The organism is Bradyrhizobium guangxiense (genome assembly GCF_004114915.1).
Lineage (GTDB): Bacteria > Pseudomonadota > Alphaproteobacteria > Rhizobiales > Xanthobacteraceae > Bradyrhizobium > Bradyrhizobium guangxiense.
This window is the reverse complement of the sequence record NZ_CP022219.1, coordinates 4,272,737-4,296,199: the sequence shown is the minus strand read 5'-3', so window position 1 is coordinate 4,296,199 and position 23,463 is coordinate 4,272,737. Positions and strand designations below refer to the sequence as shown.

Below are 23,463 nucleotides of genomic sequence, written 5' to 3'. Positions count from 1 at the left end.
GGATCAGGCTGCGTGAACGGTGTGGGCGACGCGCTTGCGGCGGATCGGCCAGGCGAATTGCGGGCCGGGTTCGCCGTGATCCGCGCTGCCGCCGAAATACTGGATGATCTCGCGGCAGGGCTCGCAATTGAACAGGTTACGCGACGCGGGTGCCTTGGTCATTTCCTTGAGACAGTTCGGGCAGTGCGGTTTCATGGGGCGGTCCGGTAACGAAGTCTCAGTGTCGGCGTTGCGAAGCGAACGAATGGTCGAGGTCCGAATTGTCGAGCCCGGCATCGTCGTCCAGCGTGCCATCGGCGCGATCGAGGCGGCCGAAGAAATAATCGAGGCCCGGGTGCGGGCGACGCGGGATCCGGCACCTGCGTTTCGGCTGGCGCTTCACGAGCGGCATCTGCATGGCGCTCAGCCCCGGCGACGATGAAGATGGATGATGCGGGCGGAAGCCACGGCCTTCACCGGTCGCGCCGCGTAGAGGCCGCGGGCCACGATCGCCGCATTGAACCCTAACCACAACGCTACGCCAGTCCAAACCAGGGTCGTCGTCATGATGTCCTCCCGTCAAAAGCAGGCAGGACTCACTTGCGATGATTTGCGCGAATCAGTGAAGTCCGGATGAGTACGGATCACGACTGCAATTTTAGGCATTGCGCGCTGCAACACCCGTAGGTGCCGCGGGATTTTCCGTCGTCCGGCCGTAAGGCCAGATCCAGCTCAAATCGCTTCGCCGCGCGCCTGCAGCGCCGCGTTGCGGATCGCGGCGATGTTGCTCTTGTAGGCCTCCAGCGTGCCGCCCCTGAAGACGGACGTGCCGGCGACGAAGGCGTTGGCGCCGGCCGCGGCGAGTGCGCCGGCCACATCGGGTCCGACGCCGCCGTCGACCTCGATATCGATGGGCCGCCCCGCCGTCATTGCGCGGATGTCGCGGATCTTTGCGATCGCGGATGGAATGAAGGCCTGGCCGCCGAAGCCGGGATTGACCGACATCACCAGCACGAGGTCGACGAGATCGAGGACATATTCGAGCGCGCTGATCGGCGTGCCGGGATTGAGCGAGACGCCGGCCTTCTTGCCGAGCGCGCGGATCGCCTGCAGCGAACGGTGCAGATGGGGGCCGGCCTCCGCATGCACGGTGATGTGGTCGCAGCCGGCTTTGGCGAAGGCCTCGAGATAGGGGTCGCACGGCGAGATCATCAGATGCGCGTCGAAGATCTTCTTCGTGTGCGGGCGCATCGCCTTGATGACGTCGGGACCGTAGGAGATATTGGGAACGAAGTGACCGTCCATTACGTCGAGATGGATCCAGTCGGCGCCGGCGGCATCGACGCTGCGCACCTCCTCGCCGAGCCTGGAGAAGTCCGAGGCCAGGATCGAGGACGCGATGGCCAGGGGGGGGGGGGCGAAGGCTTGGGTCATGGCGCGGTTTCCCGTGGCGGCCGTGAAGGATGGCCTCGCCTAACATGGGCCTCCATGGCGGGCAATGCAGGGGAGGCGTGCTTCCTGTGGGCGGAAATTTCTGCCGTGACCGGCACGAATTGCCGGTGTTTCCAGGCCGTCCAAGGCGCGGCGGCGGCGGATTTCATTGAGCTTTTTGCGCTGGCACGACGCTTGCTGACATCAGCTGCAGAACATTGGCCGCGGCATGCCGCACGGGTTGGAGTTGTGCAATGTTGTTTGCCCTTGGTGCCGTATCGAGCGCACTCGACGCGATCCAGTCGCTGACGAACTCGAAATCGTCCTCGTCGACGCACAAGGCGGGGGCGGCGCAGGGCGCGACCAATCCGTTCGCGATCGACAGCGGCAGCAACAGCCCGACCAGCGGCGCGACCTCGTCGGTCAATTCGGGCAAATATCCGCAGATCTCGCCGGAGACGATGAACGCGCTGTTTGCGGCGCAGAGCCAATCGTCGGACGGCACCGGCAGCGCGACGACTTCGACCTCGTCGAGCGCGACCTCCTCGACGCCGCAAGGCCGGAATGCCGCACTCAAGGATCTGTTCTCGCTGATCGATGCGGACGGCGACGGCAGCATCACCAAGTCCGAGTTCGAGGACGCGCTCGGCGCCGGCGGCACCAACCTCGCGCAGGCCGACGACGTGTTCTCCAAGCTGGATTCGAATGCGGACGGCAGCGTCAGCCTGGACGAGATGTCGAAGGCGCTGAAGAGCGGTCACCGCGGCCAGCACGCTCACGGCGCGGGCGATGCTTCCGGCGGTGGCTCGGAGTCCTCGTCGGGCGGCGGATCGACCTCGACCACGACGACCAACGCCGATGGTTCGACCACCACCACCGTCACCTATGCCGACGGCTTCAAGATGTCGACGACGGTGCCGGGCGCCTCCAGCTCCTCACGTAACTCGGCTTACGATCTGTTTGCACAATTGATGCAGCAGCAAGGCGGGCACGGGCAGGGCTCTTCGGCGGCTGCCGGCTCGTCGATGTCGATGAGCGTGTGAGCGGCATCCGAGATTAGCCGGCATACGCGCGCGTGATGTCACGGTAGACATACCGGTCACGGATTTCGTGGTTGAAGAACACTCCTTTTGCGCGCGCTTCCTGGAATGCTGCAGCGACCTCGGGTGGAACGTCCTCATAGACATAGAGGCGTCCGCTGACGAAAGTCACCTTCAGCTCCCGCGTGTCGGGCGCATAGCGGAAAAACCGGATCACGGAAGACGGCATGGCGGTACATCTGGGGATGGTGCCGAGACAACGCCGTATCGGCCGTTTCGTTTCTAACCGAATCTGTCCTTCCAGGCCGGCTGCGCCCCCGGGAACGGCAGAGCTGCCGCACTGTACACGCCGCGGGCTATCGCTCGCGCCACCACGTTGGCCGCGACGGTGCCGAGCTCGGTGAGGCCGACCAGCGGATCGATCGGCTTCTCCCCGGTTGCGGCAGCAAACAGCACATCGCCGTCGGTCGGCGCGTGCACCGGATAGATCGCGCGGGCGAAGCCGGTGTGTGCGATCATCGCCAGCCGCTTGGCCTGGGGCTTGGTCAGCACCGCATCGGTGACGACGGCGCCGATCGTCGTGTTCTCGCGCGCGGTTGCTGCCGGCCCACCTTTGATGCGCATGCGCAGCATGTCGTCGGTGAACGCGTCGGGCAGGCCGCGGCCGCCGAACTCGCCGGCCAATTCGAACGGTGCCGCCCAGAACCAGGGACCGTTGCCCACGGTGACGCTGCCGACGGCGTTGACGGCGACGATCGCCGCGACCTTGACGCCATCAGCTGTCCCCGCCGAGGCCGAGCCGAGCCCGCCCTTGAACGTTGCGGTGGTGGCGCCGAGGCCGGCGCCGACGCTGCCGAGTGCGAACTCGGTGCCCGCGGCGGCTGCCGCGGCGTAGCCGAGGTCGCGGTAGGGCGAGAAGCGGCCCCAGGCCTTGTCGCCCCCGTTGAGCAGGTCGAACAGGATCGCGCCCGGCACGATCGGGATCAGCGCTTCGCGAACCCGGTGGCCGCGGCCCTGCTCGGCGAGCCAGGCCTGCACGCCGCCGCCGGTGTCGAGGCCAAAGGCGGAACCGCCCGACAGCGCGATCGCGTCGACGCGCTCGACGGTGTTGGCGAGATCGAGCAGCGCGTCTTCGCGCGTGCCGGGACCGCCGCCGCGGACGTCGATCGCCGCGACCGCCGGCTGGTCGAAAATGATCGCGGTCGTGCCGGAGGCCACTTTCGCATCTTCGGCATGGCCGACGCGGACGCCGGCAATATCGGTGAGCGAATTATTCAAGGCGGCCTCGTCGTTGAGTGCGGTTCGCGGTCTGCGATAGCTCAGGGCCGCCGCGGGCTCAACTGGCGAGCGCGGTTCTGAGCATCTTGGCGAGCTCGGTCTTCCGGTAGGGCTTTGCCAGCAGCAGCACGCCGGAATCGAGGCGGCCGTGATGGACGATGGCATTCTCGGTGTAGCCCGAGGTGAACAGCGTCTTCAGGTCGGGACGGCGGCGGGCGGCCTCGTCGGCCAGCTGACGGCCGTTCATGTTGCCGGGCATGATGATGTCGGTGAAGAGCAGGTCGATGCCGCGGTCGGCGTCGATGATGGTGAGGGCTTCGGCCGCGTTGGCGGCTTCGAGCGCTGTGTAGCCGAGGCTCTTGACCTGGGTCACCACATATTGCCGCACCAGCGCATCGTCCTCGACGATCAGGATCTTCTCGTCGCCGCCGGTGATGGGCGCGTTCTGCAGCACCTCGTACTCGCTTTCCTGCACGCCGCTCGAACGCGGCAGGTAGATCTTGACGCTCGTGCCGTGGCCTTGCTCGCTGTAGATCTTGATGTGGCCGCCGGACTGCTTAACGAAGCCGAATACCATGCTGAGGCCGAGCCCGGTGCCCTTGCCGACCTCCTTGGTGGTGAAGAAGGGATCGAACACCCGGTCGATCAGCTCCGGCGGGATTCCGGAGCCGGTGTCGCTGACCGCGATCATCACGTAGCTGCCAGCGACGACGTCGGGGTTCATGCTGGCATAGCCGTCGTCGAGGAAGATGTTGCGGGTCTCGAGCACGAGGGTGCCGCCCTCGGGCATGGCGTCCCGGGCGTTGAGCGCGAGATTAAGGACCGCCGTGGACAGCTGGCCGGGATCGACCAGCGTCGGCCAGGCATCCTCGGTGAGCTGCGGCACGATGGTGATCTGCTCCCCGAGGGTCGGGTGGAGCAGCTTGGCGGCTTCGAGCACCAGCGCATTGACGTCGATCTCGCGCGGCTGGAGCGGCTGCTTGCGGGCGAAGGCGAGCAGATGCTTGGTCAGCTGGGCGCCGCGCTCGGCGGCATCGTCGATCAGCTTGGTGATCGCAGCAAGCTCCGGCCGGTCGGCGACCGCGTCGGCCAGGATGCCGATCGTGCCGGTGATGACGGTCAGCACGTTGTTGAAGTCGTGAGCGACGCCGCCGGTGAGCTGGCCGATGGAGTCCATCTTCTGCACCTGGCGGAACTGGGCTTCGGCCGCCTGCTTCTCCGTCAGATCGCGACCGATGAAGAAATGGCGCCTCACCGGCTCCGACCAGGTGCCCATCCAGTTCAGCGAGACCTCGTGGCCGTCGTAATGATAGTAGCGCGCCTCGAAGCTGCGCTTGATCGCACCGCGCCGCGCCGCTCGCATCTCCTCCCGCGTCTTCTCGAGGTCGTCAGGGTGGATGAACTCGGTCGCGCTGTGCCCGATCAGGTCTTCCGGGCTGAAGCCGAGGATGTCCTTCACGCTCGGGCTGACCTGGATGAAATTGCCGTAACCGTCGGTGACCAGGATCAGGTCCTGCGAGGTCTCGAAGATGCGCTGGCGCTCCTCGATCTCGCGGCGAAGCTTCTCCTGTGCCTGCTTCTCCTCGGTGATGTCGTGGGCGATCTTGGAGGCCCCGATGATCTCTCCGTTGTCCGATCGCAGTGGAGAGACATTCAGCACGACGTCGAGCGCGCGGCCATCCTTTCGAATCCGCACCGTCTCGTGCTGGGCGATCGTCTCGTTGCCGGCGATCCGGTTGAGGATGCTCCTGACTTCGCTCTTTCGGTCCGGCGGCACGATGATGTCGATCGACCTGCCGACAGCCTCCGCGGCGGAATAGCCGAACAGATGCTCGGCGGCCTTGTTCCAGCCGGTGATGATGCCGTCGAGCGTCTTCGTGATGATGGCGTCGTTGGAGGATTCGACGACGGCGCCGTACAGCGCAAGACGCTTGCCATAGAAGTCGCGATCCGACGCCGATTGCTCCCGCAGCCTGCCGACAAGGCCCACCGTCCGGGCCTGAAGGCGAACGTTCTCGATCAGCAGCACCCCGAGCACGAAGCTCGACGCGCAGAGACCATAGAGACGGCCGGCGTAGAAGCCGAGATCGAAGCGCGCGACATTGACGATCGCAGACAGGGCGATGTCGAACAGCCATGCGCACATCACGACCATGAGCCAGACGTCGATCACCGAATGTGGGCGCCGGAACCACAGCGAAACCAAGGCGGCGAAGCTCAGCGACCACACGAAGGACACGACCCCGATCATGGTCGGGGTGTAGCGGCCGTCGCGGAGCAGGACCGGCAGCAGATCATGCTGGGCAGTGACGACCCAGGTGAAGACGGCCATGGTTGCGACGACGCCGATCACGGTCGCGTAGATCGCTTTGCTCGTTGCGGTCCGGATCCTCGGGCCGCCGTCCTTTTCCTTGAGCCAGGCATAGCCCAGCACGAACAGTGGGAAGACGCCATGCCAGATCATGTAGAGCCAGACGGTGGTCTGGCTGCCGGCGCCAAACAGCCCGGTCGGTGTGAACAGGCCGGGGAAGGTGAGGGCATGGACCAGCGCCGCGGCGGCGGTGAACAGGTAGCCGGTCGACAGCCACAGCAGCGCGCGGGTCCGCAGCACCGAAAACTGCGCCAGCAGCAGCGCGGCCGTGATGATGTCGCTCACGGCCAGGGCTGATTGATAGCTCGCGACGAAGGCGGGGACCGGCAGTAGTGCAATACCTGCGAACGGAACGGCCAGCGCGAACAGGATCGAGGAAACGCCGACGATCCATAATGCCGCGGTTCGATCGGCCGAAGAGGCCGGCAGGGTTGAGAGAAAGGTGCTTCGGTCGATCGCAGGCGCGTTCATCTCGTGCAGACCCGTTTTGAGCATCTCCGCAATTCCAAGATCCGGGTTGGCTTGACCTCCACCACCCCACGGTAGCGCGTTCCGGGCGCGTGCCGTGAATTGTTGCAGCGACGACTCAACCGAAGGTTACAGCTTACTTAATTTTGGTGGGGACGCGGAATAGGGATCGGGTAAGATGCGCTTTACTGGGCGGTGTCATAATGCCCTGCCGTCACGGCGGGGTCCAGGTTTGAATCGTACGATTTGTCGATTTGCGGGAGTTGTTCCCATGCCTCGCGTTCTCATCATCGACGACCAGAAGGACGTGCGCGCGATGGTCGCGATCGTGCTTCGGGTCAACCAATACGATGTTGCCGAGGCCGACAGCGGTGTGGCCGGGCTGAAATCCTTCGCCGAGGGCCCTTTCGATGCGGTGATCGTCGATATCTTCCTGGGCGACATCAGCGGTGTCGATGTCATCGCGGCCCTGCGCGAGCGTGCGCCGGGGCTCCCAATCGTCGCGGTATCCGGCATGACGGCGCTGGACTTCATGGAGCAGTCGCCCCACCTCGCCGACGTGATTTGCCTGCAAAAGCCGTTTCGGCCGAACGATCTCCTGCAGGCGCTTCGCAAGGCCCAGGCCGCGTCGGCCGGCGAGCTGCCTGCGGCCGTCTGATCCCGCCAAAAAAGAACGCCCCGGGCTAAGCCGGGGCGTCGTGATGATCGATGGCGGGCGCAAGACCCGGCAAGCGCGTCAGGTGCCGTTGCCCTTGATCTCGGCGTAGCCGCCCTTGGCGTCCCATTTGTAGACGACGTAGTCGATCTGCTTGATGTCGCCCTTGGCGTCATACTCGATCGGGCCGATCACGGTGTCCCACTTGCCGGCCTTCATCGCCTCCATGACCTTCTTGGCGTCGGTGGTGCCGGCCTTCTTGGCGGCCTGCGACCACACCTGCATCGCCGCATAGGTGTAGAGGGTGTAGCCCTCGGGATCGATGTTCTTGGCCTTGAAGGCCTCGACGATCTTCTTGGCGGTCGGCTTGTTGCGCGGATCGGGGCCGAAGGTGAACAGCGTGCCTTCGCCGGCCGGGCCGGTGATGGAGGCATACTCCTTGTCGGCGAGCGCGTCGCCGGCCATCAGCACGGTCTTGAGGCCCTGGTCGCGCATCTGACGCAGGATCAGGCCGCTCTCCTGATGGTAACCGCCGACATAGACGAGGTCGATGTTGTCACGCTTCAGGCGCGAGACGATCGCGTTGAAGTCCTTGTCGCCCTTGTTGTAGGACTCGTACATCTTCTCGGTGATGCCGGCCTTGTTGAGCGCCTTCTTGGTCTCGTCGGCAAGACCCTTGCCGTAGGTGGTCTTGTCGTTGAGGATCGCGATGTTCTTGCCCTTGTAGTTCTTGGCGATGTACTGCGCCGCGATCAGGCCCTGCTGATCGTCACGGCCGCAGACGCGCGCCACGTTCCAGAGCTTGCGCTCGGTGAACAGCGGGTTGGTCGAGGCCGGGGTGATCTGGAGCACGTTGCCGTCGGCATAGGCTTCCGAAGCCGGGATCGACGACGACGAGCAATAGTGCCCGGCGACGAACGGGATCTTGGCTCCGGCGATCTTCTCGGCAATCGAGCGCGCCTGCTTCGGGTCGCAGGCGTCGTCCTCGACGGACAGCGCGAGCTTCTTGCCGTTGACGCCGCCGGCGGCATTGATATCGGCCACGGCCATTTCGGCGCCGTTCTTCATCTGGCGGCCGAAGGCGGACTCGCCGCCGGTCATCGGGCCTGCGACTGCGACGGTGACATCCTGCGCGAATGCCGCGCTCGACAGCGCGAGCGATGCGCCGAATGCCAGACCGATGAGCTTCAGTGATTTCATGAGATACCTCGCGGGTGGTCGCCTGTGGAAGTTGCCGGGACATGCCCGGTTCAAACCGCCGCCATTCTTGAATGAATTCGAGGAGAAGTCACCGGCAAAATACGGGCATTGGCGGAGTTATCTCGCCACATTCGACCGCACTCGCCCGCCCTGGGGCTCGGTCAGCCGTGGCGGCCGCCTTCCAGATAGGCGGCGCGAATCTCGGGGCGCTGCAACAATTCGCTGCCGGTCCCGGCCAGCGTGATCAGGCCATTGACCATGACATAACCGCGGTGGGCGAGCTTGAGGGCGTGGTTGGCGTTCTGCTCGACGATCAGGACGGTCAGGTCGTCCTGCCGGTTCAGGGTACGGATCGCATCGAAGATCTGGCGCGCGATCAGCGGCGCGAGGCCGAGCGAGGGTTCGTCGAGCAGCAGCAGGCGGGGACGGCTCATCAAGGCGCGGCCGATCGCCAGCATCTGCTGCTCGCCGCCGGACAGGGTTCCGCCGCGCTGGGCGTAGCGTTCCTTCAGCCGCGGAAACAGCGTGAAGACGCGCTGCAGCGTCGCCTCGCGTTCGCCTTCGGTGCACCCGGTGGCATCTGCTCCCATCTGGAGGTTTTCCGCCACGCTCATGCGCGGGAAGATGCGGCGGCCTTCCGGCGATTGCGCGATGCGCAAATGCGCGATCTCGTGGGTAGGGACGTCGGTGATGTCACGGCCTTCATACAGGATCTGGCCGGCACGGGCGCGCGGCTTGCCGAAGATCGTCATCATCAGCGTCGACTTGCCGGCGCCGTTGGCGCCGATCAAAGCCACGATCTCGCCGGCATTGATCTCGACGTCGACGCCCTTCAGCGCTTCGATCTTGCCGTAGGCGGCGCGCAAGCCGCGGATCGCGAGCAGGGGAGACGGCGCCGACGTCACGAGCCGCCCTCCATCACAGCGGCCGCCTCTTCCTCGTCGGCGCCGAGATAGGCCGCGATCACCTTGGGATCATCGCGGACCTCGCGCGGCGTGCCTTCCGCGATCTTGACGCCATGGTCCATCACCACGATGTGGTCGGAGATTTCCATCACCACGGACATGTCGTGCTCGATCAGGAGGATCGAGGTGCCGAGTTCGTCGCGGATCGAGAGCAAGAGCTCGCTCAACGCCGCGCTCTCGCGCGCATTGAGGCCGGCGGCGGGCTCGTCCAGGCACAGCAGCGCGGGCTCGGTGCACATGGCGCGCGCGATCTCGAGCCGGCGCTGGTCGCCATAGGCGAAATTGCCGGCGGCATCGTCGGCGCGGTCGAGCAGGTTGACCCGCTTGAGCCAGTCGGTGGCCAGATCGATCGCGCGCTTCTCGGCGTCGCGATAGCCGGGCGCGCCAATGAGGCCGAGCAGGGTGAAGCCGGAGGCGCGCATCAAGGCATTGTGCTGCGCCACCATCAGGTTTTCCAGCGCGGTCATGCCGGGAAACAGCCGGATGTTCTGGAAGGTGCGGGCGACCTTGGCCTGCTTGGCGATGCGGAAATCGTTCAGCCGCTCCAGCGCGATCGTCCTGCCGTCGTCATGGGTGAGGCGAATGGCGCCGCCGCTCGGCTTGTAGAAGCCGGTGATGCAGTTGAACACGGTGGTCTTGCCGGCGCCATTTGGTCCGATCAGCGCGGTGATCTTCTTCCGCGCCGCCGAGAACGACAGATCCTGCACCGCCACGATGCCGCCGAAGCGCATGGTGAGCCGGTCGACGCCAAGAATCCTGTCGCTCATCTTGTCGCCGCTCATCCGTGCCCTTCCTTGACGAGGTCGGAGGAGATCGCCTGCGCCTTGGTCAGATAGACGGTGGGCGCGCGATGGCCGATCAAGCCGCGCGGCCGCCAGATCATGATCAGCACCATGGCCATGCCGAACACCAGCATGCGATAGGTCTCGAGGCTCCGGAACAATTCGAAGCCGCCGATCATGGCGAGCGCGGCCAGCGCGACGCCGAGCTGGGAGCCCATGCCGCCGAGGACGACGATGGCGAGCACCAGCGCCGATTCCTGGAAGGTGAAGGATTCCGGGCTGATGAAGCCCTGGCGGGTGGCGAAGAACGCGCCGGCAAAGCCGCCGAACATCGCACCGGTCGCGAACGCCGTGAGCTTGGTGGTCGTGGTATTGATGCCGAGCGCGCGGCAGGCGACCTCGTCCTCGCGCAAGGCTTCCCAGGCCCGCCCGATCGGCAGACGGCGCAGGCGGATCGTCGCCCAGTTGGTGAGCAGGGCAAGCGCCAGGATCAGATAGAACAGGAAGACGATGCGGTGGGTCGGCGAATATTCGATGCCGAGCTTGGCGGCGAGGCCGTCATCGCTGTTGTCGAGCGGGATGCCGAAGAAGGAGGGGCGGGGGATGCCGGAAACGCCATTCGGGCCGCCGGTGAGCTCCTGCCAGTTGATGATAACGAGGCGGATGATCTCGCCGAAGGCGAGCGTCACGATGGCGAGGTAGTCGCCGCGCAGGCGTAGCACGGGGAAGCCGAGCAGGACGCCCCAGAACGCGGCAAGGATGCCGGCGAGCGGCAGGCAGATCCAGAACGACCAGCCGAAATTGGTCGCAAGCAGTCCATAGGAATAGGCGCCGACCGCATAGAAGGCGACGTAGCCGAGATCGAGCAGGCCGGCGAGCCCGACCACGACGTTCAATCCCCAGCCCAGCATGACATAGGTGAGCACGAGGATGGCGAGGTCGAGGATGTAGCGCTGGTCATAGAAGATCACCGGCACCAGCAGCGTGAAGATCAGAAGTGCCGGCGCCAGATAGCGGCCGATGAAGGACACGCCGCTCTTCACCGCGGGCGGCACCAGCTTCTCGGCACCGGTCGGGCCGATCCATTGCCGCAGCAGCTCGATGACGATGGAGCCGCCGAAGACCGCAGCGACGAGGGAGGCGAGTTCGCCGAAGCGCGTCCAATAGGTAAGCTGGCCGGAGGCGCCCGCCTCGGTGCGGATGCCGACCATCAACGAGAACAGCACCAGCGCGATCAGGGCGTTGACCAAAGCTGTCTTCAAGATGGCGGGGATGCCCGATTTGGCCTTCATGGGTGGGGAAGCTGCCACGCGCGACCGTCAGACTTTTTCGACTTCGGGACGACCGAGCAGGCCGGTCGGCATGAAGATCAGCACGACGATCAGGATCGAGAACGCCGCGACGTCCTTGTACTCGACCGAGAAATAGGCGGACCAGAACGTCTCGATCAGGCCGATCGCAAGCCCTCCGAGCATGGCGCCGGGCAGCGAGCCGATGCCGCCGAGCACGGCGGCGGTGAACGCCTTGATGCCGGCGACGAAGCCCATGAAGAAATCGACGAGGCCGTAATAGAGCAGGTACATCAGGCCCGCGACAGCGGCGAGCGCGGCGCCGATGACGAAGGTCATGGAGATGGTGCGGTCGACGTCGACGCCGAGCAGCGCCGCCATGGTCTGGTCCTGCTCGCAGGCGCGCATGTCGCGCCCGAGCCGCGTGCGCGACACCAGCCAGGTGAACAGGGCCAGCAGCACGATCGTGGTGATGACCACCATGATCTGGATGTTGGAGAGCTGGATCACAAAGCCGTCCGTGCTCTCATGCAGGGTGTAGCCGCCGGTGATGAAGGGCGGGATCGGCTTGACACGCGCGCCTTGCGCAACCTGCGAGTAGTTGGTCAGCACGAACGACATGCCGATCGCCGACAGCATCGGGGCGAGGCGAAAGGAATGCCGCAGCGGCCGGTAGGCGATGCGCTCGATGGTCCAGCCATAGAGCGCAGTGATCGCCATCGAGACCAGGAGCACCACGAGCAGGATCAGCGGTATCGCGGTCAGGCCGAGCGAGATCAGGATCAGGAAGGTGATCAAGGCGATGAAGCCGCCGATCATGAAGACATCGCCATGGGCGAAGTTGATCATGCCGACGATGCCATAGACCATCGTGTAGCCGATCGCGATCAGACCGTAGATCGAGCCGAGCACGAGGCCGTTGATGAGCTGCTGGGCGAAATAATCCATGGGCTGCCGTTACCAAACCTGACGCGGCTCAAAGGGAGCTTTCGAGAGAGTGTGATTGAGTTTCTTCCCGGGCCCCGGCAGCCCCACGCATTCTTCCCGTTTTGTAACAGGAGGGAACTGGCGGCTGCAACTGGCCAGACCTCGGCATAAAGGTTTGTACAGAGGTCATTTCATGGCGGCGGGCATTTCGGGGTTCCGCAGCTGCGAGGAACCGGGTTCCGCAGGGCAACCAAATTGGAAGCCCGTCGTTATCCTCCCCGTGACGTCCAACAAGGGAGTTTCCCCGAATGACGAAGCAGCAGAACCAGAATCCGGGTCAGCAGAGTCAGAACCCCGGCCAGCGCAATCCGCAACAGCAGCAGGGCGGCGGTCAGAAACCCGGACAGCAGCAGCAGGATCCGATGCGCCAGGGCGAACGTCCCGGCCAGCAGCAGGGCGGCCAGCGCAGCCAGGACGACTAGTTGAGAGCCCAAGCGCAAGGGTCGCGAGTAAGGGTAGTGAGGAGGGCCCCGCCGCAAGGCGGGGCCCTATTCGTGGCCTTCTAGGCCGTCATTCCGGGTTCGATGCATCGCATCGGCCCCGGAATGACGAAAGTCGGGTCAGTTAAGGTAAACAAAGGGTTTAAATTGCCGCCACAGTCTGATGCGAGTTAGCTCCCTAGCAAAGCCGTTCATCGAGGGCGAACGGCAGGTGAAGCGGGAAGCGGCATGTTCAGGAATTGGCGGATCGGCTCGGTCAACGGCGCGCTGCTGGCGGCCTATTTCATTCCGGTCTGGACCCTCGTCGCCTTCAACATCATCGTGGCCCCGGTGCACGGCCTCTACGAGCGGCCGAGCGTCGCAGTGGCACTCTTCCTCAGCGACCATCTCCAGATGGCGGGCATGGATACGGTACGCGCCGCGTGGCTGCTGGCGCTGGGCCGTCTGACCGTGGTGGCGTTCTTTGCGATCTATCTCGTGCTGCTCTGTATTCCCCGCACTCGCAGGAACGGAGGCAGCGACGAGGCGCTTAGCATCGCCCTGGCGATCGGCAGCCTGATCTCGTTTGCCAGCATGGTCATGGCCTCGAAGGTCGGCGAGATGGCCGCGCTCCGGCTGCATGCGACCGAGCTCCTGCTCTTGCTCGGTGCCGCCATCGTGGTCGTGATCGAGAAGCCGGCGCCAGCGCCCAAGGCCGTTCAAAAGCCCGTCGAGATCGCCGCGTCGCTAGGTCTTGAGCAGGCCGAGCTCCTGCACAATCGCTGAGGCTTCCTTCACGGCGTGGTTCGCGGCTGGCACGCCGCAATAGATCGCCTGCTGCAGCAGGATTTCCTTGATATCGTCGGGCGTGAAGCCGCCCTCGGCCAGCGCCGCGCGCACGTGCAGGCGGAATTCGTCCCATTGGCCGAGCGCGACCATGGTGCCGATCACCAGCACGCGCCGCGTGCGCTCGTCGAAATGCGGCCGGGTCCAGATCTCGCCCCACGCATAGCGCGTGATCATGTCCTGGAAATCGGTGTTGAAGGCGTTGCGGTTCGCGATCGACTTGTCGACCCAGGCATTGCCCAGCACCTTGCGGCGCACGCTCATGCCGGCATCGCGGCGCTTCTGGTCATCCATGGTGTTTCTCCGGATCAGTCATTCCGGGGCGCCTCGAACAGGCGAACCCGGAATCTCGAGGTTGTGAATGCCGATCGAGATTCCGGGTTCGATGCTTTGCATCGCCCCGGAATGACGATGGGCGCGATCAGCGCTGCGTCAGAAAACCCACTACCGCGTCGGTAAACGCGTGCGGCTGTTCGACATTGGAAATGTGCGCGGCGTCGATGATGGTCATGCTGGCGCCGGGAATGTTCGAGCGGATCAATTCGCCTGCCGAGATTGGCGTCGCCACGTCGTGGCGGCCGGCGATCACCAGCGTCGGGCTCTTGATCTTCGGCAGCAGCGCGCGCTGGTCCAGCGTCGACAGCGCCTCGCAGCAGGCAAGGTAACCGTCGACCGGCGAGGCGAGCAGCATCGCCTTCATCTTTGCGGTGATCGCAGGCTCGCGCTCGCGAAAATCCTGCGTCAGCCAGCCTGCGATCACGGCGTCGGCAACCGCGGCGATGCCGCCCTTCTTCACCGCATCGATGCGCTCCAGCCATTTGGTCGGTTCGGCATAGTAGCAGGAGGTGTTGGCGAGGATGAGCTTGCCGAAGCGCTCCGGCGCGTTGGCGCCGAGCCATTGCCCGACCATGCCGCCCATCGACAGGCCGCACCAATGCACCTTCTCGATGTTGAGGTCGTCGAGGATCGCGAGCACGTCGCGGCCGAAGCGCTCCATCGTGTAGGGGCCCGGCGGAACGTTGGACTTGCCGTGGCCGCGGCGGTCGTAGCGGATGACGCGGAACACCTGCGTCAGCGCCTTCATCTGCGGCTCCCACATCTGAAGCGTGCAGCCGAGCGAGTTGGACAGCATCAAGGTCGGCCCGCCGTCGCGGCCCTCGACGGAGACGTTGAGCAGGCATCCGTCGGCATCGATCATGGGCATGGCATGCTCCTCGTTATGCGCGGGTAACAGCGCGAAGCGCGTCTTAGCCTGGATGACCCGCGCATCCATCTCAAAAGCGAATCTATCCAGGATGATGGATTGCCGGGTCAAGCCCGGCAATGACATCAGGAGAGATCCAGTGAATCCAGCAGCCGGTCGATCAGGGCCTGGGAAGCCCCTTGATAGGCCATCGGCTCCAACAATGCCGCAATTTTTTCCGGCGAAAGATGCGCAGTGACCTGCGAATCGGCCGACAGCACCTCGCGCAGATGCTTCTTCTCGGCGACCGCGCGCTTGCTGGCGGCCTCGACCAGATGATGCGCATCGCTCTTGCCGATCTTGTCGGCCAGCGCGAACGTGACCGCCTCGGCCATGATCAGGCCGTGCGTCGCATCGAGATTGCGGAGCATACGCGCAGCATCGACGTCGAGCCCTTCGGCGATGTCGACGATGGCGGTCAGCGCGCCCGAGGCGACCAGCATCAATTGCGGCAGCGTCGGCCATTCCGCGTGCCAGGGGCCGGCGCTGCGCTCGTGATCTTGCACCTGGGCTGCGAAGATCGTCGCGGCAAGCTGCGGAGCCATGGTGGCGGCGCCCAGCGCGCTCGCGGCGGCGACCGGGTTGCGCTTGTGCGGCATGGTCGAGGAGCCGCCGCGGCCTTCGCCGGCCGGCTCGAACGCTTCGGCGACGTCGGTCTGCATCATCAGCGAGACGTCCCGCGCGATCTTGCCGCAGCTGCCGGCGAGAATGGCGAAGCAGGATGCGGCTTCCGCGATCCGGTCGCGGTGGGCGTGCCAGGGCGCTTCCGGCAGCGGCAGGTCGAGCTCCCGCGCGAGGCGCTCGGCCACCGCAAGTCCCTTGTCGCCGAGAGCCGCGAGCGTGCCGGCGGCGCCGCCGAATTGCAGCGCGAGGCCCTCGCGGCGGAGCCGCCGCAGGCGACAGCGGGCGCGGGCGAGGCTGGATGCATATTCGGCGGCCTTCAGGCCGAACGGCATCGGCAGCGCATGCTGGAGCCAGGTCCGTGCCACCATCGCGGTATTGCGATGGTGGCGCGCCAGTGCAGCAAAGCCCTTGATGGCACGGCTGAGGTCGGCGTCCAGCACATCGATGCCGGCGCGGAGCGCGAGCATGGTCGCGGTGTCGATGACGTCCTGGCTGGTGGCGCCCCAATGCACATAGCGCGCAGCCTCCTTGTCGGCCTTGCCGACATTGGCAGTCAGCGCCTTGACCAGGGGGATCGCAAGATTCCCTGATCGCGTCGCGGCCTCCGCCAAGGCGGCCATGTCAAAGCCATCGGCCTTGCACGCGGTCTCGATCGGCCCCACCGCAGATGCCGGAATCACAGCCGTGGCAGCCTCGGCGCGGGCCAGGGCTGCCTCGAAATCAAGCATGTTCTGCAGAGTGGACCGGTCGTCGCAGACCACGCGCATGGCGGCGCTCGACAGCATCGGTGCGAGCAGGGGGGAGAGGGACGTGCTCATATTGCGCGCGACCTAAGCATCATGGCCCGGCCGTGCCAATCCCCCACCGCCTGCACACGTCTTTTTGCAGTTGCGAATATGCATTGCACGTGACCGGGCGCCGCCCTTTCCTTTGCCGCGTCCCTGCGTTACTTGATCAGCACTATAGTTACGCGATCCGGGAGGCACCCTCATGGCCATGACGATGAACGGCGAAGTCCAGCTTGCGGCGCCGCGCGAGGCCGTGTGGGCCAAGCTCAACGATCCCGAGGTGCTGAAGGCCTGCATCCCCGGCTGCGAGGAGCTCGAGAAGACCGAGGACGGCGGCTTTCGCGCGACGGCGAAAATGAAGGTCGGCCCGGTGTCGGCGCGCTTCAAGGGCAAGGTCACGCTGTCCGATCTCGACCCGCCGAACGGCTACAAGATCTCCGGTGAGGGCGAAGGCGGGGTCGCTGGCTTCGCCAAGGGTGGCGCGGCGGTCAGGCTGGCGGAGAAGGACGGCGGCACGCTGCTCTCCTACGACGTCGAGGCGCAGATCGGCGGCAAGTTGGCGCAGCTCGGCCAGCGCCTGATCAACGGCGCCGCCAAGAAGCTCGCCGACGAGTTTTTCGCGAACTTCGCCAAGGCCGTACAGAGCTGAAGGTCATCGCCTCCGGCATGGCGCCTTGCGCCCCGGGCGATGTTGCCCCGGGGCATAATGGCCCATATGATGGGTTGGAATAATTATAAGAACCGCTTCGATGGGACCCGTCGGGGCGCTGATAGAGAGTGCTTATGGCAAAAATCTCCCTCATCGTGAACGGCAATCCTGTCACGGCCAATGTCGATCCCCGCACCCTGCTGGTGCAATTCCTGCGCGAGAATCTGCGCCTGACCGGCACCCATGTCGGCTGCGATACCTCGCAGTGCGGCGCCTGTGTCGTGCATCTCGACGGCAAGGCCGTGAAGTCCTGCACCACGCTTGCGGTGATGGCCGACGGCCATGAGGTCAAGACGATCGAGGGGCTGGCTGCCGACGGCGCGCCGCTGCATCCGATGCAGGAGGCCTTCCGCGAGCACCATGGCCTGCAGTGCGGCTTCTGCACGCCGGGCATGATCATGACCGCGATCGACATCGTGCATCGCAAGGGTCATGAGCTCGACGACCATACGATCCGGGAAGAACTGGAAGGCAATCTCTGCCGCTGCACCGGCTACCAGAACATCGTCGCCTCCATCTCCGCCGGCGCCAAGGCGATGGCGAAATCCGACCTCGCGTAAAGCGCATCCCGCGATCAGGACATTCAGATGTACGAATTCAAATATCATCGCCCCGGCACCGTTCGCCAGGCGGCCAATCTGCTGGTGAAGAACGAGGACGCCAAGGTGATCGCCGGCGGCCACACGCTGATTCCCGTCATGAAGCAGCGCCTCGCCAGCCCCCCGCATCTGGTTGACCTCTCCCATATCGAGGGGCTCAACACGATCGAGATGAAAGGCCGCTCGCTGGTGATCGGCGCCACCGCCAAGCACGCCGAGGTCGCCACCTCCGCGATCGTCGGCGAGGCGATCCCGGCGCTGGCGAATCTTGCCGGCGGAATCGGCGATCCCGCCGTGCGTCACAAGGGCACGATCGGCGGCTCGCTCGCCAACAACGACCCAACCGCGGACTATCCGGCTGCCGTGCTCGCGCTGGGCGCCACCATCGTCACCAACAAGCGCCGCCTCAAGGCAGAAGAGTATTTCCAGGGCCTGTTCACCACCGCGCTCGAAGCCGACGAGATCATCACCAAGGTGATGTTCCCGCTGCCGAAGAAGGCGGCCTACATCAAGTTCCGCAACCAGGCCTCCCGCTATGCGCTGGTCGGCGTGTTCGTGGCGCGGCGTCCCTCGGACGTGCGGGTTGCCGTGACCGGTGCCGGCTCCGAAGGCGTCTTCCGGGTCACCGCGTTCGAGGAGGCGCTGAAGAAGCGCTTCTCGTCCAAGGCGCTGGACGGCATCGCCGTCCCGGCTGAGGGGCTCAACAGCGACATCCACGGCAGCGCCGAATACCGCGCGCATCTCATCGGCGTGCTGACGCGGCGCGCGGTCGATGCAGCCAACGCCAAGGAGTGAGGTGACCTCACTTCCCGGCACATGACTTGCCCGTGAGGGCGCAAACGAGACTGGCCTTTCATGACTTCAGCGGCCAATACTTCTGATGCCTTGCCGGCATCGGTCGATGCGATGCTCGAACTCCTGACCTCGCGCGGCTATCTGGCCGAGCGCTCGCTGGCGACGGTGACGTACCTGTCGTTGCGGATGGGGCGGCCGCTGTTCCTGGAAGGCGAGGCCGGCGTCGGCAAGACCGAGATCGCAAAGGTGCTCTCGGCGGCGCTGGGGCGGAAATTGATCCGCCTGCAATGCTACGAAGGCCTCGACGTCTCCTCCGCAGTCTACGAGTGGAATAGCGCTGCGCAGATGATCGCGATCCGGATGGCGGAAGCCGCCGGCGATACCGATCGCGATCAGCTCTCGAGCGACATCTTCGCCGACCGCTACATGATCAAGCGGCCGCTGCTGCAGGCGCTGGAGCCCGACGTCGCCGGCCCACCGGTGCTGCTGATCGACGAGCTCGACCGCGCCGACGAGGCCTTCGAAGCCTACCTGCTCGAAATCCTCAGCGACTTCCAGGTGACCATTCCCGAGTTCGGGACCGTCAAGCCCCCACCCCCGCCGATCGTCATCATCACCTCCAACCGCACCCGCGAGATTCACGACGCCCTGAAACGGCGCTGCCTCTATCACTGGGTCGATTATCCCGCCGCCGAGCGCGAGCTCGCCATCGTCAAGACGCGCGTGCCCGGCATCTCCGCCAAGCTGTCGCAGCAGGTCGTGCGCTTCGTGCAGGCGCTGCGCAACCAGGACTTCTACAAGTCGCCGGGCGTTGCCGAGACCATCGACTGGGCCACGGCGCTGTCGGAGCTGGATGCCCGCTCGCTGACCCCGCAAGTGGTCGGCGACACGCTGGGCGCGCTGCTCAAGTACCAGGACGACATCACCCGCATGCAGGGCGACACCCTGCAGAAGGTGCTGAAGGAAGCGACGAGCGAGAATTGACGCGCGTGCGTCATAACGAGCTCGTCATTCCGGGGTGCGCGTAGTGCGAGCCCGGAATCCATCGGGCCGCAGGGTTGGTGGAGAATGGATTCCGGGTTCGCGCCAAGTGGCGCGCCCCGGAATGACGAGGAGATGGATACGAGACCATGGCCATCAACCACCTTGCCCCCGAGCAGACCGAGCAATTCGCCGACAACATCGTCGGCTTTGCCCGCGCGCTGCGCGCGGCAGGGATGCCGGTAGGCCCGGGCGCGGTCATCGATGCCATGAGCGCGCTCCAGGTGATCGACATCGGCAAACGCGCCGACGTCTTCACCACGCTGGAGGCGATCTTCGTCAAGCGCCATGAGCATGCGCTGGTCTTCAGCCAAGCCTTCAACCTGTTCTTCCGGCCTTCCGAAGAATGGAAGCACATGCTGGATTCGGTGCCGCTGCCGGACGAGGCCAAGAAGAAGCCGAAGGCCGGCTCGCGCCGCGTGCAGGAGGCGATGTCGCAGCCGCGGATGACCGAGACGCAGCAGCACCAGGAGCAGGATCTGCGCCTGTCGGTCTCCGACAAGGAAATTCTTCAGAAGAAGGATTTTGCGCAGATGAGTGCGGCCGAGATCGCCGAGGCGCTCCGTGCCATCGACCGCATGCACCTGCCGCAAGCCGAGCTGTTGACGCGTCGGCACCGGCCCGATGCGCGTGGGCTTCGCCTCGACTTGCGCCGGACCCTGCGCGCATCCTTGCGCACCGGGGGCGACATCATCGACATCCGTCGGCTCGGGCGGATCGAGAAGCCGGCACCGATTGTCGCGCTGCTCGACATCTCGGGCTCGATGAGCGAGTACCCCCGCCTGTTCCTGCATTTTCTGCATGCCATCACGGACGCGCGCAAGCGCGTCTCGGTGTTCCTGTTCGGCCCCCGCCTCACCAATGTCAGCCGCGCGCTGCGCCAGCGCGATCCGGACGAGGCGCTGGCGAGTTGCTCCGCCTCGGTCGAGGATTGGGCGGGCGGTACGCGGATCTCGGCCTCGCTGCACAATTTCAACAAATTGTGGGCGCGCCGTGTGCTGAGCCAGGGCGCCATCGTGCTCCTGATCTCCGACGGGCTGGAGCGGGAGGCCGATTCCAAGCTCGCCTTCGAGATGGACCGGCTGCATCGCTCCTGCCGGCGGCTGATCTGGCTCAACCCGCTGCTGCGGTTCGGCGGCTTCGAGGCCAAGGCACAGGGCATCAAAATGATGCTTCCGCACGTTGACGAATTCCGCCCCGTGCATAATTTGAGTTCGATCCAGGAGCTGATCACGACGCTCTCCCAGCCGTTGCCGCCGCATCACCGCAGCCTGATCCGCTCCGCAGCTTGAGAGGCACCCCATGCTCGATCGCGACGAGGATATCCTGAAGGCGGCCGAGGACTGGCAGAAGGCCGGCCATGGCGTCGCGCTGGCGACCGTGGTGGAGACCTGGGGCTCGGCGCCGCGCCCGGCGGGCTCGAGCCTCGTCATCAACGACGAGGGCACCTTCCTGGGCTCGGTCTCCGGCGGCTGCGTCGAGGGCGCCGTGGTCACCGAGGCCATGGACGTGATCCAGAGCGGAAAACCGAGGATGCTGGAGTTTGGCGTCGCCGACGAGACCGCCTGGAATGTCGGGCTGTCCTGCGGCGGCACCATCCGCGTCTTCGTCGAGAAGGTCGGCTAGCCGTGAAGCTCGAGATCCTCCACGAACTCAATGCCGAGCGGGCCGCGCGCCGGCCGGCGATCCTGGTGACGGACACCGAGAGCGGCGAGCAGCGCCTGGTGAAGGCGAAGGATTTTGCCAGAGATCCTCTGCGTGCCGAGCTTGAGAAGCAGCTTCGCATGGGCAAGAGCGCCAGTGTCGAAGCCGGCGGCAAGAAGCTGTTCCTCAACGTTTACGCGCCGACCGCAAAGCTCGTCATCGTCGGCGCGGTCCATATCAGCCAGGCCCTGGCGCCGCTGGCGCGCTCGCTCGGCTATGACGTGACGGTGATCGATCCGCGCACGGCATTCGCAAGCCCGGAGCGCTTCCCCGACATTCCGCTGATCGCCGAATGGCCCGACACGGCGCTGCCGCCGCTCAATGTCGATGCCTACACCGCCTTCGTCGCGGTGACGCACGATCCGAAGATCGACGACCCGGCGCTGCTGCATGCCTTCGAGCGCGGCTGCTTCTATATCGGCGCGCTCGGCTCGCGGAAGACGCACGCCAAGCGCGGCGACCGGTTGCGGGCGCAGGGTGCGAAGGAGAGCGACATCGCCCGCATTCACGCGCCCATCGGGCTTGCGATCGGTGCGGTCTCGCCCTCCGAGATCGCAGTCGCGATCATGGCGGAGATCACGGCCGTGCTCCGCCTGCCTCCCAAGGAAAAAGAAGAAGCAGCATGAAGTTCGGCCCGGCGAGTCCTGAGGATGCCATCGGCGGGGTGACCGTCCACACCCTGCGCCAGGGACCGCTGGTGTTGAAGAAAGGCACGACGATCGGCCCCGCCGAGGTCGAGGCGCTGACGCGCGCCGGTATCAAGGACATCGTCGTGGTGCGCATGGAGGCGGGCGACGTCTCCGAGGACGTCGCGGCCGCCAGTATCGCGCTTGCCGTGGGCGGCGAAGGCATCCATGTCGAGCGCGCCTTCACCGGTCGCGCCAATCTGTTCGCCGCGCGAGCGGGTGTGCTGGTGATCGACCGCGCCGCGGTCGACCGCATCAACAATATCGACGAGGCCATCACCTTTGCCTCGCTGACCGCCTACAAGCCGGTGGTCGAGGGCGAGATGGTCGGCACCGTCAAGATCATCCCGTTTGGTGTCGAAGGACGCCTGCGCGATGCCGCGGTGAAGGCGGCGGGCAGGGACGTGCTCAGAATAGCGCCTTACGTCATCAAGCGCGTCGGCGTGGTCTCGACCCTGCTGCCGGGCCTGTCGTCCAAGGTGATCGACAAAACGCTGCGCGTCACCGCCGAGCGGCTCGCGCCGGCCGGAGCCGGCATCATCGCCGAGCGGCGCGTGCAGCACGATGAGCGCGAGCTGTCGGCCGCGATCAAGGAATTGCTCGCGTTGGGGGCCGAGCTCGTCATCGTGTTCGGAGCCTCTGCGATCGCCGATCGCCGCGACGTGATCCCGGCGGCTGTCACCGGCATCGGCGGCGAGATCGAGCATTTCGGCATGCCGGTCGATCCTGGCAACCTGTTGCTGATTGCGCGCGCCGGCAATGTGCCGGTGCTCGGCGCCCCCGGCTGCGCGCGTTCGCCGGTTGAGAACGGTTTTGACTGGGTCTTGATGCGGCTCCTCGCCGGCATCAAGGTGACGCGGTCCGAGCTGATGGGCATGGGCGTCGGTGGCCTCTTGATGGAGATCGTGACGCGGCCGCAGCCGCGCGCGAAAGCGGAGACCGAGGGCAACAGCGAGGTCGCCGCCATCGTGCTCGCGGCTGGCCGCTCAACCCGCATGGGCGGGCCGAACAAGCTGCTCGCCGAGCTCGACGGCAAGAAGCTGGTGCGCATCGCCGCCGAGCAGGCGCTCGCCTCGAAAGCATCCGAGGTGATCGTCGTCACCGGCCACCAGACCGAGCTGGTCGAGCAGGCGCTGCAGGGCCTGAAGGTGAAATTCGTCAAGAATCCGGATTTCGCCGGCGGCATCGCAAGCTCGGTCAAGGCCGGCATCGCCGCCGTGCCGGAGAGTTGTGATGGCGCCCTGGTCTGTCTCGGCGACATGCCGCTGATCGATGCCGGCCTGATCGACCGTCTCATCGACGGCTTTGCGCCGGACCGCGGCAATCTCATCGTCGTGCCCGTCAGCGAAGGCCGCCGCGGCAATCCCGTGCTGTGGTCGCGCCGCTTCTTCAAGGAATTGATGACGCTCGACGGCGACGTCGGCGCGCGGCATCTGATCGCCAAGCACACCGAGGCCGTGGCCGAGGTGCCGGTGGACGGCGACAGCGCCTTCCTCGACATCGACACGCCGCAGGCGCTGGAAGCGGCAAGGCGGGGATGAAGGTGCCGCAAACGACGGTGGGC

General features: G+C 65.5%; 27 protein-coding genes. 12 read left to right on the top strand and 15 right to left on the bottom strand.

Annotated elements, in window-relative coordinates; genetic code table 11:
• Positions 1-3: 3 nt before the first annotated feature.
• From X268_RS20630 to rpe, 4 genes are all read right to left on the bottom strand, one after another.
• On the bottom strand, positions 4-195 hold the full coding sequence (locus X268_RS20630) for a hypothetical protein (protein ID WP_128926610.1): 192 nt from the start codon (positions 193-195) through the stop codon (positions 4-6).
• A gap of 22 nt (positions 196-217) precedes the next feature.
• Positions 218-391, bottom strand: coding sequence for a hypothetical protein (locus X268_RS20625; protein ID WP_245477584.1), 174 nt, complete (start codon positions 389-391; stop codon positions 218-220).
• Positions 392-402: 11 nt separating this feature from the next.
• Positions 403-546, bottom strand: coding sequence for a hypothetical protein (locus X268_RS39575; protein WP_164937837.1), 144 nt, complete (start codon positions 544-546; stop codon positions 403-405).
• Positions 547-711: 165 nt separating this feature from the next.
• Positions 712-1,413, bottom strand: a complete 702-nt coding sequence (gene rpe / locus X268_RS20620) for a ribulose-phosphate 3-epimerase (protein ID WP_128926608.1) — start codon at positions 1,411-1,413, stop codon at positions 712-714.
• 251 nt (positions 1,414-1,664) lie between these two features.
• Here rpe and X268_RS20615 point away from each other — a divergent pair, with 251 nt between their 5' ends.
• Positions 1,665-2,453, top strand: coding sequence for an EF-hand domain-containing protein (locus tag X268_RS20615; protein ID WP_128926607.1), 789 nt, complete (start codon positions 1,665-1,667; stop codon positions 2,451-2,453).
• A 13-nt stretch (positions 2,454-2,466) separates the two neighbouring features.
• On the opposite strand, the gene X268_RS20610 is transcribed toward X268_RS20615, so the two are convergent.
• The 3 genes from X268_RS20610 to X268_RS20600 are packed head-to-tail and all read right to left on the bottom strand — an operon-like array spanning position 2,467 to position 6,594.
• Entirely contained in the window at positions 2,467-2,679 is a 213-nt protein-coding gene (locus X268_RS20610; RefSeq protein ID WP_128926606.1) for a KTSC domain-containing protein, read from the bottom strand.
• A 53-nt stretch (positions 2,680-2,732) separates the two neighbouring features.
• The gene (locus tag X268_RS20605; protein WP_128926605.1) at positions 2,733-3,728 is read right to left on the bottom strand and encodes a P1 family peptidase; all 996 of its coding nucleotides are present in this window, start codon (positions 3,726-3,728) and stop codon (positions 2,733-2,735) included.
• 58 nt (positions 3,729-3,786) lie between these two features.
• A complete protein-coding gene (locus X268_RS20600; RefSeq protein ID WP_128926604.1) occupies positions 3,787-6,594 on the bottom strand; it encodes a PAS domain S-box protein in 2,808 nt (935 codons plus the stop codon).
• Between the two features lie 244 nt (positions 6,595-6,838).
• Between X268_RS20600 and X268_RS20595 the strand changes: the two genes are divergently transcribed.
• Positions 6,839-7,225, top strand: coding sequence for a response regulator (locus X268_RS20595; RefSeq protein WP_128926603.1), 387 nt, complete (start codon positions 6,839-6,841; stop codon positions 7,223-7,225).
• 78 nt (positions 7,226-7,303) lie between these two features.
• On the opposite strand, the gene X268_RS20590 is transcribed toward X268_RS20595, so the two are convergent.
• The 5 genes from X268_RS20590 to X268_RS20570 all read right to left on the bottom strand — a co-directional run bounded on the left by X268_RS20590 (position 7,304) and on the right by X268_RS20570 (position 12,406).
• The gene (locus X268_RS20590) at positions 7,304-8,422 is read right to left on the bottom strand and encodes a branched-chain amino acid ABC transporter substrate-binding protein (protein WP_128926602.1); all 1,119 of its coding nucleotides are present in this window, start codon (positions 8,420-8,422) and stop codon (positions 7,304-7,306) included.
• Positions 8,423-8,583: 161 nt separating this feature from the next.
• Positions 8,584-9,327 carry an ABC transporter ATP-binding protein gene (locus X268_RS20585; RefSeq protein WP_128926601.1) on the bottom strand — a complete coding sequence of 248 codons (744 nt, stop codon included), beginning with the start codon at positions 9,325-9,327 and terminating at the stop codon, positions 8,584-8,586.
• Positions 9,324-10,169, bottom strand: a complete 846-nt coding sequence (locus tag X268_RS20580; protein ID WP_128926600.1) for an ABC transporter ATP-binding protein — start codon at positions 10,167-10,169, stop codon at positions 9,324-9,326. The genes X268_RS20585 and X268_RS20580 overlap by 4 nt, the downstream gene beginning before the upstream one ends.
• Positions 10,166-11,461 (bottom strand): high-affinity branched-chain amino acid ABC transporter permease LivM, encoded by a 1,296-nt coding sequence (gene livM, locus X268_RS20575; RefSeq protein ID WP_128926599.1) that lies wholly within the window; start codon positions 11,459-11,461, stop codon positions 10,166-10,168. The genes X268_RS20580 and livM overlap by 4 nt, the downstream gene beginning before the upstream one ends.
• A 27-nt stretch (positions 11,462-11,488) precedes the next feature.
• Positions 11,489-12,406 (bottom strand): ABC transporter permease subunit, encoded by a 918-nt coding sequence (locus tag X268_RS20570; RefSeq protein WP_128926598.1) that lies wholly within the window; start codon positions 12,404-12,406, stop codon positions 11,489-11,491.
• A gap of 287 nt (positions 12,407-12,693) precedes the next feature.
• Between X268_RS20570 and X268_RS39570 the strand changes: the two genes are divergently transcribed.
• Positions 12,694-12,867: a hypothetical protein gene (locus tag X268_RS39570; RefSeq protein ID WP_164937836.1), complete on the top strand. Its 174-nt coding sequence runs from the start codon at positions 12,694-12,696 to the stop codon at positions 12,865-12,867.
• Positions 12,868-13,113: 246 nt separating this feature from the next.
• Positions 13,114-13,650 carry a hypothetical protein gene (locus tag X268_RS20560; protein WP_128926597.1) on the top strand — a complete coding sequence of 179 codons (537 nt, stop codon included), beginning with the start codon at positions 13,114-13,116 and terminating at the stop codon, positions 13,648-13,650.
• On the opposite strand, the gene X268_RS20555 is transcribed toward X268_RS20560, so the two are convergent.
• From X268_RS20555 to X268_RS20545, 3 genes are all read right to left on the bottom strand, one after another.
• Entirely contained in the window at positions 13,612-14,004 is a 393-nt protein-coding gene (locus X268_RS20555) for a carboxymuconolactone decarboxylase family protein (protein WP_128926596.1), read from the bottom strand. The two genes, X268_RS20560 and X268_RS20555, sit on opposite strands and share 39 nt — an antisense overlap.
• 127 nt (positions 14,005-14,131) lie before the next feature.
• Positions 14,132-14,914 (bottom strand): 3-oxoadipate enol-lactonase, encoded by a 783-nt coding sequence (gene pcaD / locus X268_RS20550; protein WP_128926595.1) that lies wholly within the window; start codon positions 14,912-14,914, stop codon positions 14,132-14,134.
• Positions 14,915-15,039: 125 nt separating this feature from the next.
• On the bottom strand, positions 15,040-16,395 hold the full coding sequence (locus X268_RS20545; protein ID WP_128926594.1) for a 3-carboxy-cis,cis-muconate cycloisomerase: 1,356 nt from the start codon (positions 16,393-16,395) through the stop codon (positions 15,040-15,042).
• Positions 16,396-16,567: 172 nt separating this feature from the next.
• On the opposite strand from X268_RS20545, the gene X268_RS20540 reads away from it, so the two are divergent.
• The 8 genes from X268_RS20540 (at position 16,568) to X268_RS20505 (ending at position 23,440) form a co-directional block, all read left to right on the top strand.
• Positions 16,568-17,014, top strand: a complete 447-nt coding sequence (locus X268_RS20540) for an SRPBCC family protein (protein ID WP_128926593.1) — start codon at positions 16,568-16,570, stop codon at positions 17,012-17,014.
• Positions 17,015-17,148: 134 nt separating this feature from the next.
• Positions 17,149-17,634 carry a (2Fe-2S)-binding protein gene (locus tag X268_RS20535; RefSeq protein WP_014494194.1) on the top strand — a complete coding sequence of 162 codons (486 nt, stop codon included), beginning with the start codon at positions 17,149-17,151 and terminating at the stop codon, positions 17,632-17,634.
• A gap of 27 nt (positions 17,635-17,661) precedes the next feature.
• The gene (locus X268_RS20530) at positions 17,662-18,468 is read left to right on the top strand and encodes an FAD binding domain-containing protein (protein WP_128926592.1); all 807 of its coding nucleotides are present in this window, start codon (positions 17,662-17,664) and stop codon (positions 18,466-18,468) included.
• 60 nt (positions 18,469-18,528) lie between these two features.
• Entirely contained in the window at positions 18,529-19,452 is a 924-nt protein-coding gene (locus X268_RS20525) for an AAA family ATPase (protein ID WP_128926591.1), read from the top strand.
• Positions 19,453-19,598: 146 nt separating this feature from the next.
• On the top strand, positions 19,599-20,801 hold the full coding sequence (locus X268_RS20520) for a vWA domain-containing protein (RefSeq protein WP_128926590.1): 1,203 nt from the start codon (positions 19,599-19,601) through the stop codon (positions 20,799-20,801).
• Positions 20,802-20,811: 10 nt separating this feature from the next.
• A complete protein-coding gene (locus X268_RS20515) occupies positions 20,812-21,135 on the top strand; it encodes an XdhC family protein (RefSeq protein ID WP_097658284.1) in 324 nt (107 codons plus the stop codon).
• 2 nt (positions 21,136-21,137) lie between these two features.
• Positions 21,138-21,839 carry an XdhC family protein gene (locus tag X268_RS20510; protein ID WP_128926589.1) on the top strand — a complete coding sequence of 234 codons (702 nt, stop codon included), beginning with the start codon at positions 21,138-21,140 and terminating at the stop codon, positions 21,837-21,839.
• Positions 21,836-23,440 carry an NTP transferase domain-containing protein gene (locus X268_RS20505; protein ID WP_128926588.1) on the top strand — a complete coding sequence of 535 codons (1,605 nt, stop codon included), beginning with the start codon at positions 21,836-21,838 and terminating at the stop codon, positions 23,438-23,440. Before X268_RS20510 ends, X268_RS20505 begins: the two co-directional genes overlap by 4 nt.
• Positions 23,441-23,463 lie beyond the last annotated feature (23 nt).

Excerpts from the sequence above, each read along its gene's own strand:
- X268_RS20545 (WP_128926594.1), bottom strand. The coding sequence starts at position 16,395 with ATGAGCACGTCCCTCTCCCCCCTGCTCGCACCGATGCTGTCGAGCGCC.
- X268_RS20570 (WP_128926598.1), bottom strand. The coding sequence starts at position 12,406 with ATGGATTATTTCGCCCAGCAGCTCATCAACGGCCTCGTGCTCGGCTCG.
- X268_RS20530 (WP_128926592.1), top strand. The coding sequence starts at position 17,662 with ATGTACGAATTCAAATATCATCGCCCCGGCACCGTTCGCCAGGCGGCC.
- X268_RS20525 (WP_128926591.1), top strand. The coding sequence starts at position 18,529 with ATGACTTCAGCGGCCAATACTTCTGATGCCTTGCCGGCATCGGTCGAT.
- rpe (WP_128926608.1), bottom strand. The coding sequence starts at position 1,413 with ATGACCCAAGCCTTCGCCCCCCCCCCCCTGGCCATCGCGTCCTCGATC.
- X268_RS20595 (WP_128926603.1), top strand. The coding sequence starts at position 6,839 with ATGCCTCGCGTTCTCATCATCGACGACCAGAAGGACGTGCGCGCGATG.
- X268_RS20560 (WP_128926597.1), top strand. The coding sequence starts at position 13,114 with ATGTTCAGGAATTGGCGGATCGGCTCGGTCAACGGCGCGCTGCTGGCG.
- livM (WP_128926599.1), bottom strand. The coding sequence starts at position 11,461 with ATGAAGGCCAAATCGGGCATCCCCGCCATCTTGAAGACAGCTTTGGTC.
- X268_RS20505 (WP_128926588.1), top strand. The coding sequence starts at position 21,836 with ATGAAGTTCGGCCCGGCGAGTCCTGAGGATGCCATCGGCGGGGTGACC.
- X268_RS20615 (WP_128926607.1), top strand. The coding sequence starts at position 1,665 with ATGTTGTTTGCCCTTGGTGCCGTATCGAGCGCACTCGACGCGATCCAG.
- X268_RS20555 (WP_128926596.1), bottom strand. The coding sequence starts at position 14,004 with ATGGATGACCAGAAGCGCCGCGATGCCGGCATGAGCGTGCGCCGCAAG.
- X268_RS39570 (WP_164937836.1), top strand. The coding sequence starts at position 12,694 with ATGACGAAGCAGCAGAACCAGAATCCGGGTCAGCAGAGTCAGAACCCC.
- X268_RS20520 (WP_128926590.1), top strand. The coding sequence starts at position 19,599 with ATGGCCATCAACCACCTTGCCCCCGAGCAGACCGAGCAATTCGCCGAC.
- X268_RS20610 (WP_128926606.1), bottom strand. The coding sequence starts at position 2,679 with ATGCCGTCTTCCGTGATCCGGTTTTTCCGCTATGCGCCCGACACGCGG.
- X268_RS20540 (WP_128926593.1), top strand. The coding sequence starts at position 16,568 with ATGGCCATGACGATGAACGGCGAAGTCCAGCTTGCGGCGCCGCGCGAG.
- pcaD (WP_128926595.1), bottom strand. The coding sequence starts at position 14,914 with ATGCCCATGATCGATGCCGACGGATGCCTGCTCAACGTCTCCGTCGAG.
- X268_RS20535 (WP_014494194.1), top strand. The coding sequence starts at position 17,149 with ATGGCAAAAATCTCCCTCATCGTGAACGGCAATCCTGTCACGGCCAAT.
- X268_RS20625 (WP_245477584.1), bottom strand. The coding sequence starts at position 391 with ATGCCGCTCGTGAAGCGCCAGCCGAAACGCAGGTGCCGGATCCCGCGT.
- X268_RS20630 (WP_128926610.1), bottom strand. The coding sequence starts at position 195 with ATGAAACCGCACTGCCCGAACTGTCTCAAGGAAATGACCAAGGCACCC.
- X268_RS20515 (WP_097658284.1), top strand. The coding sequence starts at position 20,812 with ATGCTCGATCGCGACGAGGATATCCTGAAGGCGGCCGAGGACTGGCAG.
- X268_RS20590 (WP_128926602.1), bottom strand. The coding sequence starts at position 8,422 with ATGAAATCACTGAAGCTCATCGGTCTGGCATTCGGCGCATCGCTCGCG.
- X268_RS20580 (WP_128926600.1), bottom strand. The coding sequence starts at position 10,169 with ATGAGCGGCGACAAGATGAGCGACAGGATTCTTGGCGTCGACCGGCTC.
- X268_RS20600 (WP_128926604.1), bottom strand. The coding sequence starts at position 6,594 with ATGCTCAAAACGGGTCTGCACGAGATGAACGCGCCTGCGATCGACCGA.
- X268_RS39575 (WP_164937837.1), bottom strand. The coding sequence starts at position 546 with ATGACGACGACCCTGGTTTGGACTGGCGTAGCGTTGTGGTTAGGGTTC.